The organism is Corynebacterium pseudodiphtheriticum DSM 44287, from assembly GCF_000688415.1.
GTDB lineage: Bacteria > Actinomycetota > Actinomycetes > Mycobacteriales > Mycobacteriaceae > Corynebacterium > Corynebacterium pseudodiphtheriticum.
On sequence record NZ_JIAH01000007.1, the window covers coordinates 151,477 to 165,006 of the forward strand.

Consider the following 13,530-nt stretch of genomic DNA (forward strand, 5'->3'; position numbering starts at 1 on the left):
GTATCGCAGGTGTTTCATTTTCCGTACGCTCTTATCTGGGCTTCCGGTGCATGGCCCGCAGTTAATTACCGAGTTGCGAGTCCGTATGCTGTCGGTCGTGTAAATGCCATGCTACGGAACAGCACACCGTGGTCAAGAGCAATAGGCCCCAGCCAGCGGTTGCAGCGAAATAGTTTAGCCATATCCCCAGTGGGGGAAAGTCACGCGGTGTCCATGTGGTAGCCCAACTTACTGGAAGTAAGAACAAAATTGCTGCTAACCACGATGGCCAGATATGGAACACGCTGCGTTGCCTGGCTACGCTGAAAATCATTGGAAACAGCAGCATGGAATAATACATTTGCCCTAAAGAAGACAAGAAGAAGACACCGCAGAACAATACTCCAGATGTAGTGACAAGCCAGAGCAGATGGTCTTTTTTACGCAGAGATAACAGTGTGAGTACTGAAATGACGGCTAGCCCCGCAAAAAAGATCCACAATAAGTAGTAAAGCCAGCTGGGCATGGCGAAATATTCGGCGAGCCCCGGTAGTGAGGAATTAGCGAAATCTCGAGTCTGACGTAGATGCGGGATGAGTTCTGTGCGGTAGTTGTCAGCACCAGGGGTTATTGGCCAAGCGACGAAGTTGAGAACTAAGGGCACCGCGATGCCTACGAATATCGTGAACCACCAGCGCATAACCAAAGGTAAAAATAGCAGTGGGGCAAACTGCGGCTTGATGAGAATCGCGAGTCCGATGATGATCCCGCCAGTCCAACGGGCCCAACGACGATCGTCAGTCAAGCACCATAGGTAGCTTACGAGTGCAAGTAGGAGTAGACCGTTGACGTTGGAAAAAATAAGGGTATTGCGGACAGATTCGGTCAGGGTGGCTACTGTGATCGTCAGTGGAAAAATAGGATTCCGCAGGGAAAAACCGAACATTCGGATTAAGATGCCCAACGAGACTATGATGGCGCCGAAATTAGCGAAGATGAATAATGCTCGTGCAATTCCAGCATGGGTAACAAATCCGAGTGGGGACAGCAAAAGCGTAGCGCCTGGATTGTAAAGGTACAACGGATCAGTGTGGTGGTAGATCTGTTGATAAACATTCTCTCCGTCAAGGAAGCGTTGTAGAGCAGAATAGACGGTTGTGAAGTCGTCGGTTACTGCTCCGTTGAAGCTGTCGACCAACACCAGCTGCAACCCAAGCAGGATAGCGAGTGGCCATAAAAAAGCCTGTAAGTGCTGATTAGACACCTGCGGTAGCTCGAGTTCCTTCATCACATTGAGTTTACCCGCGGGTGGCCATAGCGCAGAAAGAGTGTGCTATCTGGGCAGTGCATGGAAGATTCTAAACGCATTTTGTGTTTGACGGTTGTGTCACTGGTGCAGCGAGTAATCGGTGATTCCACCGCGTTGGTCAATGTAGGATCGATAGTGAGATAGAACTGATCTACAGCGTTTGCCGAAATTAGGCCGCCCAAGATCGAAGGGCCACCTTCGCAGCTAATGCGTACAAAACCACGATTGACCAATGCCGTTATACATTCCCGTACTGTACCGCTGCCGGTGGAAATAACTTCTCCGAAGGCTTGCAACTTTTGAACCTTGGTGTAGTTGGTTGGATCCTGCAACGAAGATTCGGGCACCATGAACAAATGCGGGACATGGTAGTCGTGAAAAAATCGTGAATCGTAGTCGAAATCTAGTGATGAAGTCATGACTGCCAGCGGCGCTGGGTTGGGTTTTTTATCGGTTGGTTGGACGCCGGCATAGTCTTCTGCACGAACAGTTCCTGAACCGACGACTATTACCTCTGCCCATTCGCGAAGCCCTAGTAATAATTCCGTATCGAGCTGGTTGCCCAGATCCTGTGAACTGCCGTTGGCAGATGTAGAGCCGGTGATGGTGCTTGCAAAGACTGCGCGAACCCAGTAATCGTCTTGGTTTCGCCGTTCTGGGCCGATAAGTTGATCGATGCTGGGCCACTTGTACATATCGCTCACATTACCGTCGTAGATTCGGGAGACGATCAAGTGGGGTGTTTTTAAAGACTCGTTGAGGTATAGGCTCGTATAGGTGAAGGGCTCGGATATGGGTCTCACCTCGTGATTTGGTATTTCTGCAGTGGTGCCACTAGAGTCTCTTAAGCAGTGCGCGAAGCACTGCTTGCGGATGTAGCGCAGTTGGTAGCGCATCACCTTGCCAAGGTGAGGGTCGCGAGTTCGAGTCTCGTCATCCGCTCAGCGCAAAGCGCCGGTTCTGGCTCCATTTTTGATGGGCTGGCCCTGGTGTTGAGCGTCGAGTGAAAACTCCATAGGCTAGCGCGATTAGCTCAGTTGGTAGAGCACTACCTCGACACGGTAGGGGTCACTGGTTCAAGTCCAGTATCGCGCACAGAGGGCACATCTCACGGTGTCCTCGCCCGCGGATGTAGCGCAGTTGGTAGCGCATCACCTTGCCAAGGTGAGGGTCGCGAGTTCGAGTCTCGTCATCCGCTCTGGTTCCCGATTTTTGGGTATCCTGTTAGAGGCGGTATTGCCACGGTGGAATGGCCGAGTGGTGAGGCAACGGTCTGCAAAACCGTGCACACGGGTTCGATTCCCGTTTCCACCTCTAGTCACAATGGCGGCAAGCTCGTCATTGTTGGCGCGATTAGCTCAGTTGGTAGAGCACTACCTCGACACGGTAGGGGTCACTGGTTCAAGTCCAGTATCGCGCACACGAGAAATCTCGACGACGTCGAATTTCTCCAAGGAAACCGGGCCTGTGGTTTTCTTTTGCGGATGTAGCGCAGTTGGTAGCGCATCACCTTGCCAAGGTGAGGGTCGCGAGTTCGAGTCTCGTCATCCGCTCTGGTTCCCCGAAAAGGACTAGCGCCGCTTCTTTATATGGAGAAGCGGCGCTTTCGCATGCTTGCATGGAATGGCTTGCACTTTGGCATTGTGGGCGAGATAACTTTAGTAAACTGGTGTTTGTCGGAACTAATCGTTTAGGTGTAACGACTACTCATGTGAGACTCGTCCGAAGCTCAACACCTAGTGAACAAAACGGAGGCCGAACTTGATGGGCAATGGTGCTCAGAAAACACATCTACGCCGTATGAACGCAGGCTTGGCGGCGACCGCCTTGAGTGCAGCTGCTTTGTGGTTGTCTATGCCACATGCGTCAGCTCATGATGTTGTCGTTGATAGTAACCCTGCTGATGGTGCTGTCGTTGAGGAATTCCCAGAGACCATTGTTCTTGAATTTTCTGGAGAACCACGCGAAGGCTTTAACACAGTTGCGGTAACGGATTCGAATGGTCGAACTGTCTTTGATGCTGAGCCAGTGCTGGACGGGAGGATGCTGACAGTCGAGGTGCCAGATGGTCTCGATACTCCTGATGGGGCATATTCCCTGGGCTATCAGATCACCTCATCTGACGGCCATGCGACCCGCGGTGGTCTGGAGTTTATCGTTGGTGATGAATCTGATGCCGAGGGATCTACCAACTCGGGGTCCAATGCAGATAGCAAATCCACCGAGACAGATGAATCTGCTGACAATGCTGACGAGTCGGATGGCATCGGTGCTGCCAGCATCATTATTGCGATCGGTGCTGTCGCTGCTGCTCTTGCGGTTATTGTGTTGTTGATCCAAAAACGTAAGCGGTTCGATAACTAATAACTGGAATTGTGTGCAAATCTCGAGCACGGTATCCGTCCTGTGCAATGGGAATCTGGCACACTGTAAAACAATGCAATCTAGTTAGTGTAAGTCGTCTAAAGCGAAAAGGATGAAAATCATGAAGCACAAAGCCGTACCATTGACCGCTCTTTTTCTGACAGCAGGTTTGACCTTGGCTGCATGCGCGAATGATGAAGCTGACAGTAGTGCTAATCCGGCGACTTCTGAAAGCTCTACCGCCGAATCGACCACAAAAGCAACGGAATCAGCCGACAGTGAGCTTATTCTGGAGGATGGCGTGGTCAAGGCGAAAGCTGCTGGTGAACCGATGACAGCTATTTTCGGTGAACTGAAAAACACCTCCGGTGAAGACATCGTCATCGAAAGCTTCACCACGAGCTTAGGTGAGGCGCGGTACGAAATCCATGAGGTTGTCAATGGTTCCATGCGAGAGCGGGAAGAGGAATTGAAAATTTCTGCCGGGGAGTCACACAAACTGCAGCCTGGTGGCGGTCACTTGATGATCATGGAGTATGACGAAGAAATCTCTGCTGGCGACGAAATCGTCATCACACTCAAGCTTAGTGACGGCACGGAAGTGGACCTAGAACCCGTTCCGGTCCGTACTATCGGTGCGGGAGATGAAAAATATGGTGATCTAGAAGGTCACGATGGCCATGACCATGACAGTCACGGCCATAGCGACCATGATCATGAAGGTCACGACCACGGCGACCACAAGTAAGAATCGTTAATTCCTTGCGACACTATCGCGGCAGCGACCGCAACGCTGAGGAAAGAACCTAAACGACAACGGGCAATAGCATTAAAAAGGAGCTAGTTTCGTGGCTGGTTTTTCACGCAGGCACTTTCTCGCTGGTTTAAGCACTGGCGCTTCCGCGATGGCTTTGCAGGGATGCTCCCAAGCTCAGCAGTCTACGGTAGGCCGGGAAAGCCGAAACGGTGCTCCCGGTAGCGATGGCATGGCTGACGTAAGGTTGCAAAACGCCGTCGTGGAATTCGATGGTGAACATCAGGCAGGAATTAAAGAAGCACAGCAGGCACGCGCCAATATAGTTGCTTTCAACCTGAAGGAAGGTGTGGACCGCGTTGGAGTAGCCAGGCTTCTGAAGCTATGGACCGAGGACGCACGGCGATTGACCGCCGGTATCGCACCCCGTGGCACGTTGGAGCCTGAATTGTTGAATATTCCTGGAAACCTGACCATCACTGTTGGCTTTGGTCCAGGGCTGTTTACCGTCATCGGTGCTGAAGACCAGCGTCCAGACTGGTTGGCGCCGTTGCCAAAATTTGACCGTGATCAATTAGATCCCCAGTGGGGTGAAGCCGATTTAATGCTGCAGATCGGCTCTGATGAGCCAATTACAGCGGCCTATGCATTGCGTCATATGATTCGTTCTGGCGTAGATTACGTCGATGTGGCGTGGTTGCAACAAGGATTCAACCATGCTGATGGCGCCCGTGCTAAGTCCACTACACCGCGTAATCTTTTCGGACAATTCGATGGAACTGTAAATCCTAGGTCAGAGCAAGAATTTGCCAACCAAGTTTTTATCGCAGATGACTCTCCTGCACCATCATGGATACATGGTGGTAGCGCGATGGTTATTCGACGCATTCGGATGAACGTGGATACATGGGAGAAACTAGACCGGGCATCCCGCGAAAATGCTATGGGACGGAAACTCGATTCCGGGGCTCCATTGACCGGAACAGAAGAACACGATGATCCAGATTTTGCCGCCCGCGATAAATTTGGACTACCTGTTATTGATCCCACCAGTCACATGGCACGTGCGCGCAATCCGCTAGACAAACCGCAACAGAAACTCTTGCGTCGTCCGTTTAGCTACGATTTGCCCCCAGAGCCGGGAGACGGTCAGCTTTCGAATTCAGGGTTGATATTTATCTGTTTCCAGCAGGACCCGCGTGAGCAATTTATTCCGATTCAAAGCCGTTTAGACGAAGTCGACAGACTTAACGAGTGGATTACGCACATTGGATCTTCGGTCTGGGCTATCCCTCCCGGAACCGATGTAGAAGGTAAGGGACGAGATGAGTATTGGGGGCAATCCTTATTAGAGACTCATGGTAAGGGGTAAGCGTGAGTGCTGTATGTCTCTGAGCTGGTGTTGGCTAGCCTGGATGCAACGTGTAAAACCTGAGGCGCTAAAATAGCTCGGTAACTAGTTTTCTTCAGGCTGCGGCCAGGTATGCCGCAGCCAATGAGCGCAAAGGAGCGCAAACTTTCATGGTCCACACACTCGAGCCTTTGGCGAACCCCGAACAGCCTTTTAGCGTTCATGCTGGCACACCAGTTGGTGCTGCAATGAAGGAGCTTGGGTTTCCTAATAAAGGTCCGGAAGCGGTCGTGTGCGTCAAAGACGCCGATGGCGCGCTAAAAGACCTTAGCCATGTTCCCGAAACCAATGGCGATTTCTGGCCAATTATCGCAGGCTCTGTAGAAGGCCGTGGAGTCATCCGCCACTCCTGTGCGCACGTACTAGCGCAGGCTGTGCAAAAAGAATTTCCTGGCACGAAGTTGGGAATTGGCCCGGCCATCGACAACGGCTTCTATTACGATTTCCAGGTCGCAGAACCATTCACTCCCGATGATCTGAAAAAGATCGAAAAACGGATGAAAAAGATCATCAAGACAGGACAACGTTTTGTCCGTGGTGTATTCGCTGATTCCGCTGCCGCTGAGTTAGCACTTGCTGACGAACCGTTTAAGCTTGAGCTGGTAGCCGATAAGGGAAACGTGGATCCGGATTCGGATGAGGCGACGGAAGTCGGCGCCGGAGAGCTGACATACTACGACAACCTCAACCCCCGCACCGGTGACGTGGAATGGTCGGACCTCTGTCGTGGCCCACATCTTCCGACGACGAAGTACATCCCAGCCTTTAGCCTGACTCGGGCTTCGGCAGCATATTGGCGTGGTGACCAGTCGCAAGCTGATTTGCAGCGAGTCTATGGGACTGCATGGGAATCGTCTGAAGCTTTAGAGGCGTATCAGACGATGATGGAGGAAGCCGAAAAGCGTGACCATCGGCGGCTTGGCGCTGAATTGGACCTTTTCTCCTTTCCAGAAGAAATTGGTTCCGGGTTCCCAGTCTTCCATCCGAATGGTGCCACCGTGCGCATGGAAATGGAAGAATTTTCGCGCCGTCGCCACATTGAAGCTGGATACTCTTTTGTCAACACCCCACACTTGACTAAGGGGGATCTGTTCCGTAAATCTGGCCATCTGGACTTCTATTCCGAGGGCATGTTTCCGCCAATGCAGCTTGACGGTGAATATGATGCGGAAGGCAGCGTTACTAAGCCGCCGCAAGACTATTACGCTAAGCCAATGAATTGTCCGATGCATAATCTGATTTTCGCGTCACGGGGACGTTCCTATCGCGAATTGCCTTTGCGTCTGTTTGAATTTGGTACGGTTTATCGTTACGAAAAATCAGGAGTCGTTCACGGCCTGACCCGTGCACGTGGCTTCACTCAGGACGATGCCCACATTTATTGCACGGAAGACCAGCTGGAAGATGAGCTTCGGAAAGTCATCGATTTCATCATTTCTCTACTGCGTGACTATGGGTTGGATGATTTCTATCTAGAACTTTCCACCAAAGATCCGAAGAAGTTCGTTGGTTCTGATGAGATCTGGGAGCGCTCGACTGCCATTTTGCAACGCGTCGCTGATTCTTCGGGGCTGAGCTTGGTGCCGGACCCCGAAGGTGCTGCATTTTACGGGCCGAAGATTTCGGTCCAGGCGCGCGATGCCATCGGTCGTACTTGGCAGATGTCGACCGTTCAGCTGGACTTCAACTTACCGGAGCGTTTCGAGCTCGAATATACGGCGCCAGATGGCAGCAAAAAACGCCCGATCATGGTGCACCGCGCCCTGTTCGGATCAATTGAACGTTTCTTTGGGGTTTTGCTCGAACACTACGCCGGCGTATTTCCGGCCTGGCTTGCGCCGCAGCAAGTGATGGGCATCCCGGTAGCTGATGAGTTTGTTCCTCACTTGGAAGAGATCACGGCACAGTTGCGAGCACGGGGCATTCGCGCGGACGTGGATACTTCCGACGACCGGATGCAGAAAAAAATTCGTAACCACACCACCGGGAAAATCCCATTTATGTTACTCGCCGGTGGACGTGATGTGGAGGCCGGGGCAGTATCATTCCGTTTCCTCGACGGCACACAGTTAAACGGGGTTCCCGTCGCTGAGGCGGTTACGTTGATTAGTGAGTGGATCGTTCAGCGTCGTAACGATGCACCGTCGAAGGAGACCTTTGGCAAACGAGATTAACGAGCAGCAGTGGGTTGACCAGGGCGCTGGGGAAGCGGATCGTTTGCAGCGCCTGTGGGCTCCGTATCGTAAGGCTTATATTGCAGCAAAAAGCGAAGATCCCTTCCTTGAGGCACCAAAGAAAAGCGACGAGGACGGACTCATCGTTGCACGAGGTGAAAAGGTCTATGCTTTGCTGAATCTGTACCCTTACAATGCAGGTCATATGCTGGTAGTTCCGTATAGAAAAGTTTCGAATCTGGAAGACTTGGATTTCGAAGAGTCGGTGGAATTGTTCCAGTACACCCAGATGGCCATTCGGGTTTTAAAGCATGTTTCCAGTCCACATGCGGTCAATGTCGGCATGAATCTCGGCGGGGCTAGTGGCGGTAGCGTTCGCGACCACTTACACATGCATGTGGTGCCGCGTTGGCAAGGTGACGCCAATTTCTTGACAATAATTGATGGAATTAAGGTGTTGCCGGAGTTACTAGCGGATACACGCAGTATTCTGGCGGAAGGCTGGGCAGAAATTGCCGCAGAAAATACTGATAATGAGGGAGTGAATAACGCCACCGATGCTTAGCGTTCATGGTCGAAAACCCGCGGCAGTGGTTGTAGAACCCCTCGCCAAATTGGCAATTGCTGCTGGCTTAACCCCGAATATGGTGACGGTGATTGGGGCAGTTGTGACTACTGCGATTGCCGTCGTATTGATTCCTGCAGGCTTTCTATTGTGGGCGGCGATTTTGTCAGGACTGTTTGCCGCGTTCGACATGATAGATGGCACGATGGCACGCCTGAAAGGCGGGGCATCTGGTTTCGGAGCGACATTGGATGCTACATGCGACCGAATCACTGACGGCGCGCTGTTTGCGGCAATTACTTGGTGGCTGATTTATTCTTACGACGCCCCAAAACCTTTGATAGTAGCTTCACTATTGGTCCTTGTGTCTTCACAAGTCATCAGTTATGTCAAGGCTCGCGGTGAAGCGTCCGGGTTGAATCTGGTTGGAGGGCTTGTAGAACGACCGGAACGTTTGATCGTTGCTTTAGCCGGAATTGGTCTGCAAGGCCTCGGGGTGCCGTACGCGATTGATTTCGCATTGTGGATTTTAGCGGTCGGTTCGGTGTTTACGGTTTACCAGCGGATTTCTATGGCCCGGCGTCTCGACTCTATTGCGAGGAAGGCCACTGCATGAAAAAAGATTTCGGATTACACAAACGCCCTCCATGGCAAGAGAATATCGTGGCTTACGGCTATTTTGCAGGATGGTCCCTAGTGCGGCGTTTGCCTTTATGGTTAACACGCAGGATCTTTGAAAAAATTGCCGACGCGGTTAGCAGAAATGGTAAAGGTCCTGAACAGCTACGGAAGAATCTGACCCGTGTCGTCGGACCTGAAAATGTGACTAGACAATTGGTACGCGACTCAATACGAAGCTACTTCCGTTATTGGTTAGAAGCCTTCCGGCTTCCTACTATGCAGTACGAACACAACCTGCCGCAACGGCTCGCTGCAGGTGTATCTGGGCGTTCTGCTTTTGACGCCGCGCTAAGTCGCGGGCGTGGAGTAGTGCTCGCGCTGCCGCACACCGGCAATTGGGATATGGCTGGTGCGTTTGTTGTCGCCCATTACGGACAATTTGCTACAGTTGCCGAGCGAGTTAAACCTGAATCTTTGTTTGACGCTTTCGTAGAATATCGCAACTCGATTGGGTTTGATGTCATCCCTCTCACTGGTGGGGATAAACCCCCGTTTCCGTACCTTAAACAAGTGCTTAATGACGGTGGGGTAGTTGCGCTATTATGCGAGCGTGACCTGAAGAATACCGGAGCGATTGTTGATTTCTTCGGCGAACCTGCTTCCATGGCGGCGGGACCAGCTGCTCTTGCCAGAGAGACCGGAGCTACCTTGTTTGCTGTGCACTCGTGGTACCAAGGAATTGACGATGGTGCATCGCCGAATTGGGGCCTAGCGGCCACTCACGAAATTGAGGTCAGTGATGTGCAATCGACAACTCAGCGTCTAGCCGATGCATTCGCTGAGAATATCGCGAAAACTCCGCAAGATTGGCATATGCTGCAGCCCGTGTGGTTGCGAGACCTCGATCCGGAGCGGATGAGCCAACAACAACTCGATGCTTTGCGCGCGCATACCCAGGAAGAAAAATAGGTCGATTCACGATGCGCATTGGAATAGTCTGTCCATACTCTTTTGATGAACCGGGCGGGGTGCAGGCTCATATCTATGACCTTGCGACAATACTGATTACTCGTGGACACACCGTTCGTGTCCTTGGTCCAGCTGCTGAAGAAACCGACGTTCCTGATTTTGTTGTTAAGGGCGGTGGATCGTTTCCCATCCGATATAACGGCTCAGTTGCGCGTTTGTCCTTTGGTCTACACGTTCGTCGAACCGTAAAAAGATTTCTTCGTGAAGGACAGTTTGATGTTCTACACATCCATGAACCGAATTCACCGAGTTATTCGATGGCGGTTCTGCGGATGGCGCAGGGGCCGATAGTCGCTACTTATCATGCCTCAGCGGAGTCTTCTTTGCTCTTGAATATTTTTAAGCCGATTTTGCGGCCAGTTTTGGACAAGGTTCGAGCGGGTATTGCAGTGTCGGAAATGGCGCGTCGCTGGCAAGTTGAACAACTCGGTGGTGACCCGGTGCTGATTCCGAATGGCGTCGATACTTCAGTCTATGCCCAACACCGTGTTCCGTTAGAAGAGAAAACCGCACCGGTTGAGATCGTGTTTCTCGGACGCTTAGACGAATCGCGTAAAGGTCTGGACGTGCTATTAGAAGCCCTGCACCAGCTCGACCGAGACGTGCGGGTGACGATCATGGGCGGAGGACGCAAGCGCGAACTGCCGGGGATAGATTTCGTCGGGCGGGTGAGTGATGCTGAAAAGGCCGCGATTTTGGGTCGTGCTGATATTTACGTCGCACCCAATTTAGGGGGCGAAAGCTTCGGAATCGTGTTAGTCGAAGCGATGGCGGCAGGATGTGCCGTCGTTGCTAGTGACCTTGAGGCTTTTGAAGTTGTATGCGATGCAGCGAACGAATCACCCGCAGGGGTATTGTTCCGGACCGGTGATAGCGCTGACCTCATGCGGGTATTGCGAATGCTTGTTGATAATTTCGAGCATAGAAGGCGTTTAGTGGAAGCAGGGATCAAGCGTGCACACAACTTTGATTGGGAATCCGTCGCAACGCAGGTAGAAACGGTGTATGAAACCGTAGTCAACGGTACGAAGGTGCGATACGGCAAATGATGTTTGATCTTGCTCTCGCGTTGCTATTGATTTGTGTCGTTAGTGCATTATTATGGATTTATTTTACTGCTCAGCGCCTACATCGCTTGCACATCCGACTCGATGCGGCACTGCAATCATTGCAAGCAGCACTTGATCGTAGAGTGGCTGTGGTTGCTGTTGTGAGTACCCATTTGGCTCCCCAAGCTAGGGAAGTGGAATCGATTCGTCTCGCGCACGGCAATTTGGCTCCGAGAGAAGGTGCAGAACGGGAACTATCCGCCAGGGTCAACAAAGAGTTTGTGGCGGACAAAGCTGTCGATGATTCTGCAACCGGCAGCCTTGTTGCCCACGAACTCAGTTCCCATTATGCGGAGCTGGTTGATGCGGATGTACGCGTTGAGCTTGCACATAGGTTTTACAACGAAGCAGTTGCGAGCACACGTGGCTTAAGGTTGCGCCCGCTGGTAAGAAATTTCCGCTTGGGTGGTAGAGCACCGCTACCAGATTTCTTTCAATATACTTCGTATTTGAGCTCTTAAGCGTCGCAATTTTCTTTCCGTTCTGGGGCATTGCACTGTATTGGTTTTCGTACGGTTATTCGTTGATGATGTCTTCTACCGATACTGGTGGTCCTAAAAGCAGTAGAAGACTGAATATGGTCGTTACCACTACTAACACCACAACGATACTGCGGGCTGGGTAGCGAACGGTTTGGTATAAAACCCAGTCAAAAATCCCTTCTGGATGAGTCTCTGTTTCAGTATTTCGGAACCGCCAACCGCCTTCGAGGTGGCCTTGCTTTTCTGCCCAACGAGCAAACGGCCATGCGGCGAACGGTATGACTGATACCAACAAACCAGTGAGGCCCAGGATGGGAGTCCATCGATTATTGACCCAGATCAGTGTCGTCATTACCACGAAGCATAAGAATCCAAAGCCGTGGATGCTACCGGTGATGGGAACGACAGAATCAGTGGTGTCAGAGTATTTTAGGGTCATACCCAAGAGCAATAGCGCCCAGGTGATCGTTTCCAAGATCGCCGCGGTTCGGTGGAGTTTTTGTGGAGTCATGATCGTAACTCTAGTTCTTCAACAATTTGTGAGTATATGACACACGGAGCTTAGTTTAGGGGCAGAGTAAAACTTCACGATAGTCGTATAATCTTTATCACTAAGCTAACGGTGAATGAGTGGAGCGCTATGGCAGCGAAATTAAGCGAGGTAAGTCGTGTTCTGCGTGTGGATGAGATTCCATTATGCCAACGACTAGAAAGTGACTCGAAACCTCCGGAAAGTTGTTGGCTCCACGCACCTTGGCGCCCGTCAAGGTTGGAACCTACTTATGTCAGACTTGTCGCAATGGTGACGCAGGAAGCAATGGTGCGGACCATCGGCAGACTCATTGCTTTGATAGAACCAATTAGCAAACCTAAACGGCCGGTATATATGAGCTTGCAGTGGCACGTATACTTAACGGAGTTAAAGACGCTTAGAAACTATGACATTTAGCTGTTGAAGCTGTTGAAAGGAATAACATGGCAGGCCACTCAAAATGGGCAAACAACAAACACAAAAAGGCTGCCAATGATGCCAAACGAGGGAAAGAATTCGCGAAACTCGTTAAGAATATTGAAGTAGCCGCCCGCAACGGTGGCGGTGACCCTGCGGCTAACCCAACGCTTGACGACATGATCAAAAAAGCGAAGAAGGCCTCAGTTCCTGCTGACAATATCGAACGTGCACGGAAACGTGGATCCGGGGAAGAAGCTGGAGGCGCGGATTGGCAGTCCTTGATGTATGAAGGCTACGCGCCAAACGGTGTGGCAATGTTGATTGAATGCCTGACCGACAACAAAAACCGCGCTGCCACCGAGGTGCGTACTGCAATGACTAAGAACGGCGGAAACCTGGGTGAGTCCGGATCTGTGGCTTATATGTTTAGCCGGACGGGCTATGTTCTGGTAGATAAAAAGGCTAGCCTGACCGAAGATGAGCTTTTGCTTGCTGTTTTGGAAGCTGGCGCAGAGGAAGTTAAGGACCAAGGCGAGAAATTCGAGGTTATCTGTCAACCAACGGATGTACCGGCCGTGCGTAGCGCACTAGAAGAAGCGGGGATCGAAGTTGAGGATTCAGATCAGGATTTTCGAGCATCAGTCGATGTGCCGCTGGATGCCGAAGGTGCTAAGAAGGTTTTCAAATTGATTGATGCTCTCGAAGATGTAGATGATGTGCAAGACGTCTACACAAATCTAACTGTGTCTGATGAAGTCATGGAAGAGCTTAACTCTTAATT

13 protein-coding genes and 6 tRNA genes are annotated in these 13,530 nt (G+C 51.4%); 16 read left to right on the forward strand and 3 right to left on the reverse strand.

Features of this window, described 5'->3' with window-relative positions; translation table 11 throughout:
* Positions 1 to 61: 61 nt before the first annotated feature.
* The gene (locus O146_RS11250; RefSeq protein ID WP_051619282.1) at positions 62 to 1,267 is read right to left on the reverse strand and encodes a glycosyltransferase family 87 protein; all 1,206 of its coding nucleotides are present in this window, start codon (positions 1,265 to 1,267) and stop codon (positions 62 to 64) included.
* Positions 1,267 to 2,022: a dihydrofolate reductase family protein gene (locus tag O146_RS0105620; protein ID WP_162163370.1), complete on the reverse strand. Its 756-nt coding sequence runs from the start codon at positions 2,020 to 2,022 to the stop codon at positions 1,267 to 1,269. The genes O146_RS11250 and O146_RS0105620 overlap by 1 nt, the downstream gene beginning before the upstream one ends.
* A gap of 135 nt (positions 2,023 to 2,157) precedes the next feature.
* On the opposite strand from O146_RS0105620, the gene O146_RS0105625 reads away from it, so the two are divergent.
* The 15 genes from O146_RS0105625 to O146_RS0105695 all read left to right on the forward strand — a co-directional run bounded on the left by O146_RS0105625 (position 2,158) and on the right by O146_RS0105695 (position 11,776).
* Positions 2,158 to 2,230, forward strand: a tRNA-Gly gene (locus O146_RS0105625).
* Between the two features lie 80 nt (positions 2,231 to 2,310).
* Positions 2,311 to 2,383 (forward strand) — tRNA-Val (locus tag O146_RS0105630).
* A gap of 30 nt (positions 2,384 to 2,413) precedes the next feature.
* Positions 2,414 to 2,486 (forward strand) — tRNA-Gly (locus O146_RS0105635).
* 45 nt (positions 2,487 to 2,531) lie between these two features.
* Positions 2,532 to 2,602, forward strand: a tRNA-Cys gene (locus O146_RS0105640).
* Positions 2,603 to 2,635: 33 nt separating this feature from the next.
* Positions 2,636 to 2,708: transfer RNA gene (locus O146_RS0105645), tRNA-Val, on the forward strand.
* 60 nt (positions 2,709 to 2,768) lie between these two features.
* A tRNA-Gly gene (locus O146_RS0105650) sits at positions 2,769 to 2,841 on the forward strand.
* 211 nt (positions 2,842 to 3,052) lie between these two features.
* The gene (locus O146_RS0105655) at positions 3,053 to 3,652 is read left to right on the forward strand and encodes a copper resistance CopC family protein (protein WP_023019389.1); all 600 of its coding nucleotides are present in this window, start codon (positions 3,053 to 3,055) and stop codon (positions 3,650 to 3,652) included.
* 121 nt (positions 3,653 to 3,773) lie between these two features.
* Positions 3,774 to 4,400, forward strand: coding sequence for a copper chaperone PCu(A)C (locus O146_RS0105660; protein ID WP_027017908.1), 627 nt, complete (start codon positions 3,774 to 3,776; stop codon positions 4,398 to 4,400).
* A gap of 157 nt (positions 4,401 to 4,557) precedes the next feature.
* The gene (locus O146_RS11255; RefSeq protein WP_081820595.1) at positions 4,558 to 5,778 is read left to right on the forward strand and encodes a Dyp-type peroxidase; all 1,221 of its coding nucleotides are present in this window, start codon (positions 4,558 to 4,560) and stop codon (positions 5,776 to 5,778) included.
* A gap of 149 nt (positions 5,779 to 5,927) precedes the next feature.
* Positions 5,928 to 7,991 (forward strand): threonine--tRNA ligase, encoded by a 2,064-nt coding sequence (thrS, locus tag O146_RS0105670; protein ID WP_027017909.1) that lies wholly within the window; start codon positions 5,928 to 5,930, stop codon positions 7,989 to 7,991.
* Positions 7,954 to 8,556: an HIT family protein gene (locus O146_RS0105675; protein ID WP_024272711.1), complete on the forward strand. Its 603-nt coding sequence runs from the start codon at positions 7,954 to 7,956 to the stop codon at positions 8,554 to 8,556. The genes thrS and O146_RS0105675 overlap by 38 nt, the downstream gene beginning before the upstream one ends.
* On the forward strand, positions 8,549 to 9,172 hold the full coding sequence (gene pgsA, locus O146_RS0105680) for a phosphatidylinositol phosphate synthase (protein ID WP_021352572.1): 624 nt from the start codon (positions 8,549 to 8,551) through the stop codon (positions 9,170 to 9,172). Before O146_RS0105675 ends, pgsA begins: the two co-directional genes overlap by 8 nt.
* Complete coding sequence (locus O146_RS0105685) at positions 9,169 to 10,146, forward strand: phosphatidylinositol mannoside acyltransferase (protein WP_023019392.1); 978 nt, start codon at positions 9,169 to 9,171, stop codon at positions 10,144 to 10,146. Before pgsA ends, O146_RS0105685 begins: the two co-directional genes overlap by 4 nt.
* Before the next feature lie 11 nt (positions 10,147 to 10,157).
* A complete protein-coding gene (locus tag O146_RS0105690) occupies positions 10,158 to 11,255 on the forward strand; it encodes a glycosyltransferase family 4 protein (RefSeq protein ID WP_027017911.1) in 1,098 nt (365 codons plus the stop codon).
* Complete coding sequence (locus tag O146_RS0105695) at positions 11,252 to 11,776, forward strand: hypothetical protein (RefSeq protein ID WP_027017912.1); 525 nt, start codon at positions 11,252 to 11,254, stop codon at positions 11,774 to 11,776. The genes O146_RS0105690 and O146_RS0105695 overlap by 4 nt, the downstream gene beginning before the upstream one ends.
* Before the next feature lie 55 nt (positions 11,777 to 11,831).
* On the opposite strand, the gene O146_RS0105700 is transcribed toward O146_RS0105695, so the two are convergent.
* Positions 11,832 to 12,308, reverse strand: coding sequence for a DUF3817 domain-containing protein (locus tag O146_RS0105700; protein ID WP_027017913.1), 477 nt, complete (start codon positions 12,306 to 12,308; stop codon positions 11,832 to 11,834).
* A gap of 464 nt (positions 12,309 to 12,772) precedes the next feature.
* On the opposite strand from O146_RS0105700, the gene O146_RS0105705 reads away from it, so the two are divergent.
* The gene (locus tag O146_RS0105705; protein ID WP_021352567.1) at positions 12,773 to 13,528 is read left to right on the forward strand and encodes a YebC/PmpR family DNA-binding transcriptional regulator; all 756 of its coding nucleotides are present in this window, start codon (positions 12,773 to 12,775) and stop codon (positions 13,526 to 13,528) included.
* Positions 13,529 to 13,530: the final 2 nt, after the last annotated feature.

Excerpts from the sequence above, each read along its gene's own strand:
- O146_RS0105700 (WP_027017913.1), bottom strand. The coding sequence starts at position 12,308 with ATGACTCCACAAAAACTCCACCGAACCGCGGCGATCTTGGAAACGATC.
- O146_RS0105690 (WP_027017911.1), top strand. The coding sequence starts at position 10,158 with ATGCGCATTGGAATAGTCTGTCCATACTCTTTTGATGAACCGGGCGGG.
- O146_RS0105660 (WP_027017908.1), top strand. The coding sequence starts at position 3,774 with ATGAAGCACAAAGCCGTACCATTGACCGCTCTTTTTCTGACAGCAGGT.
- O146_RS0105655 (WP_023019389.1), top strand. The coding sequence starts at position 3,053 with ATGGGCAATGGTGCTCAGAAAACACATCTACGCCGTATGAACGCAGGC.
- pgsA (WP_021352572.1), top strand. The coding sequence starts at position 8,549 with ATGCTTAGCGTTCATGGTCGAAAACCCGCGGCAGTGGTTGTAGAACCC.
- O146_RS0105675 (WP_024272711.1), top strand. The coding sequence starts at position 7,954 with ATGCACCGTCGAAGGAGACCTTTGGCAAACGAGATTAACGAGCAGCAG.
- thrS (WP_027017909.1), top strand. The coding sequence starts at position 5,928 with ATGGTCCACACACTCGAGCCTTTGGCGAACCCCGAACAGCCTTTTAGC.
- O146_RS11250 (WP_051619282.1), bottom strand. The coding sequence starts at position 1,267 with ATGAAGGAACTCGAGCTACCGCAGGTGTCTAATCAGCACTTACAGGCT.
- O146_RS0105685 (WP_023019392.1), top strand. The coding sequence starts at position 9,169 with ATGAAAAAAGATTTCGGATTACACAAACGCCCTCCATGGCAAGAGAAT.
- O146_RS11255 (WP_081820595.1), top strand. The coding sequence starts at position 4,558 with ATGGCTTTGCAGGGATGCTCCCAAGCTCAGCAGTCTACGGTAGGCCGG.
- O146_RS0105695 (WP_027017912.1), top strand. The coding sequence starts at position 11,252 with ATGATGTTTGATCTTGCTCTCGCGTTGCTATTGATTTGTGTCGTTAGT.
- O146_RS0105705 (WP_021352567.1), top strand. The coding sequence starts at position 12,773 with ATGGCAGGCCACTCAAAATGGGCAAACAACAAACACAAAAAGGCTGCC.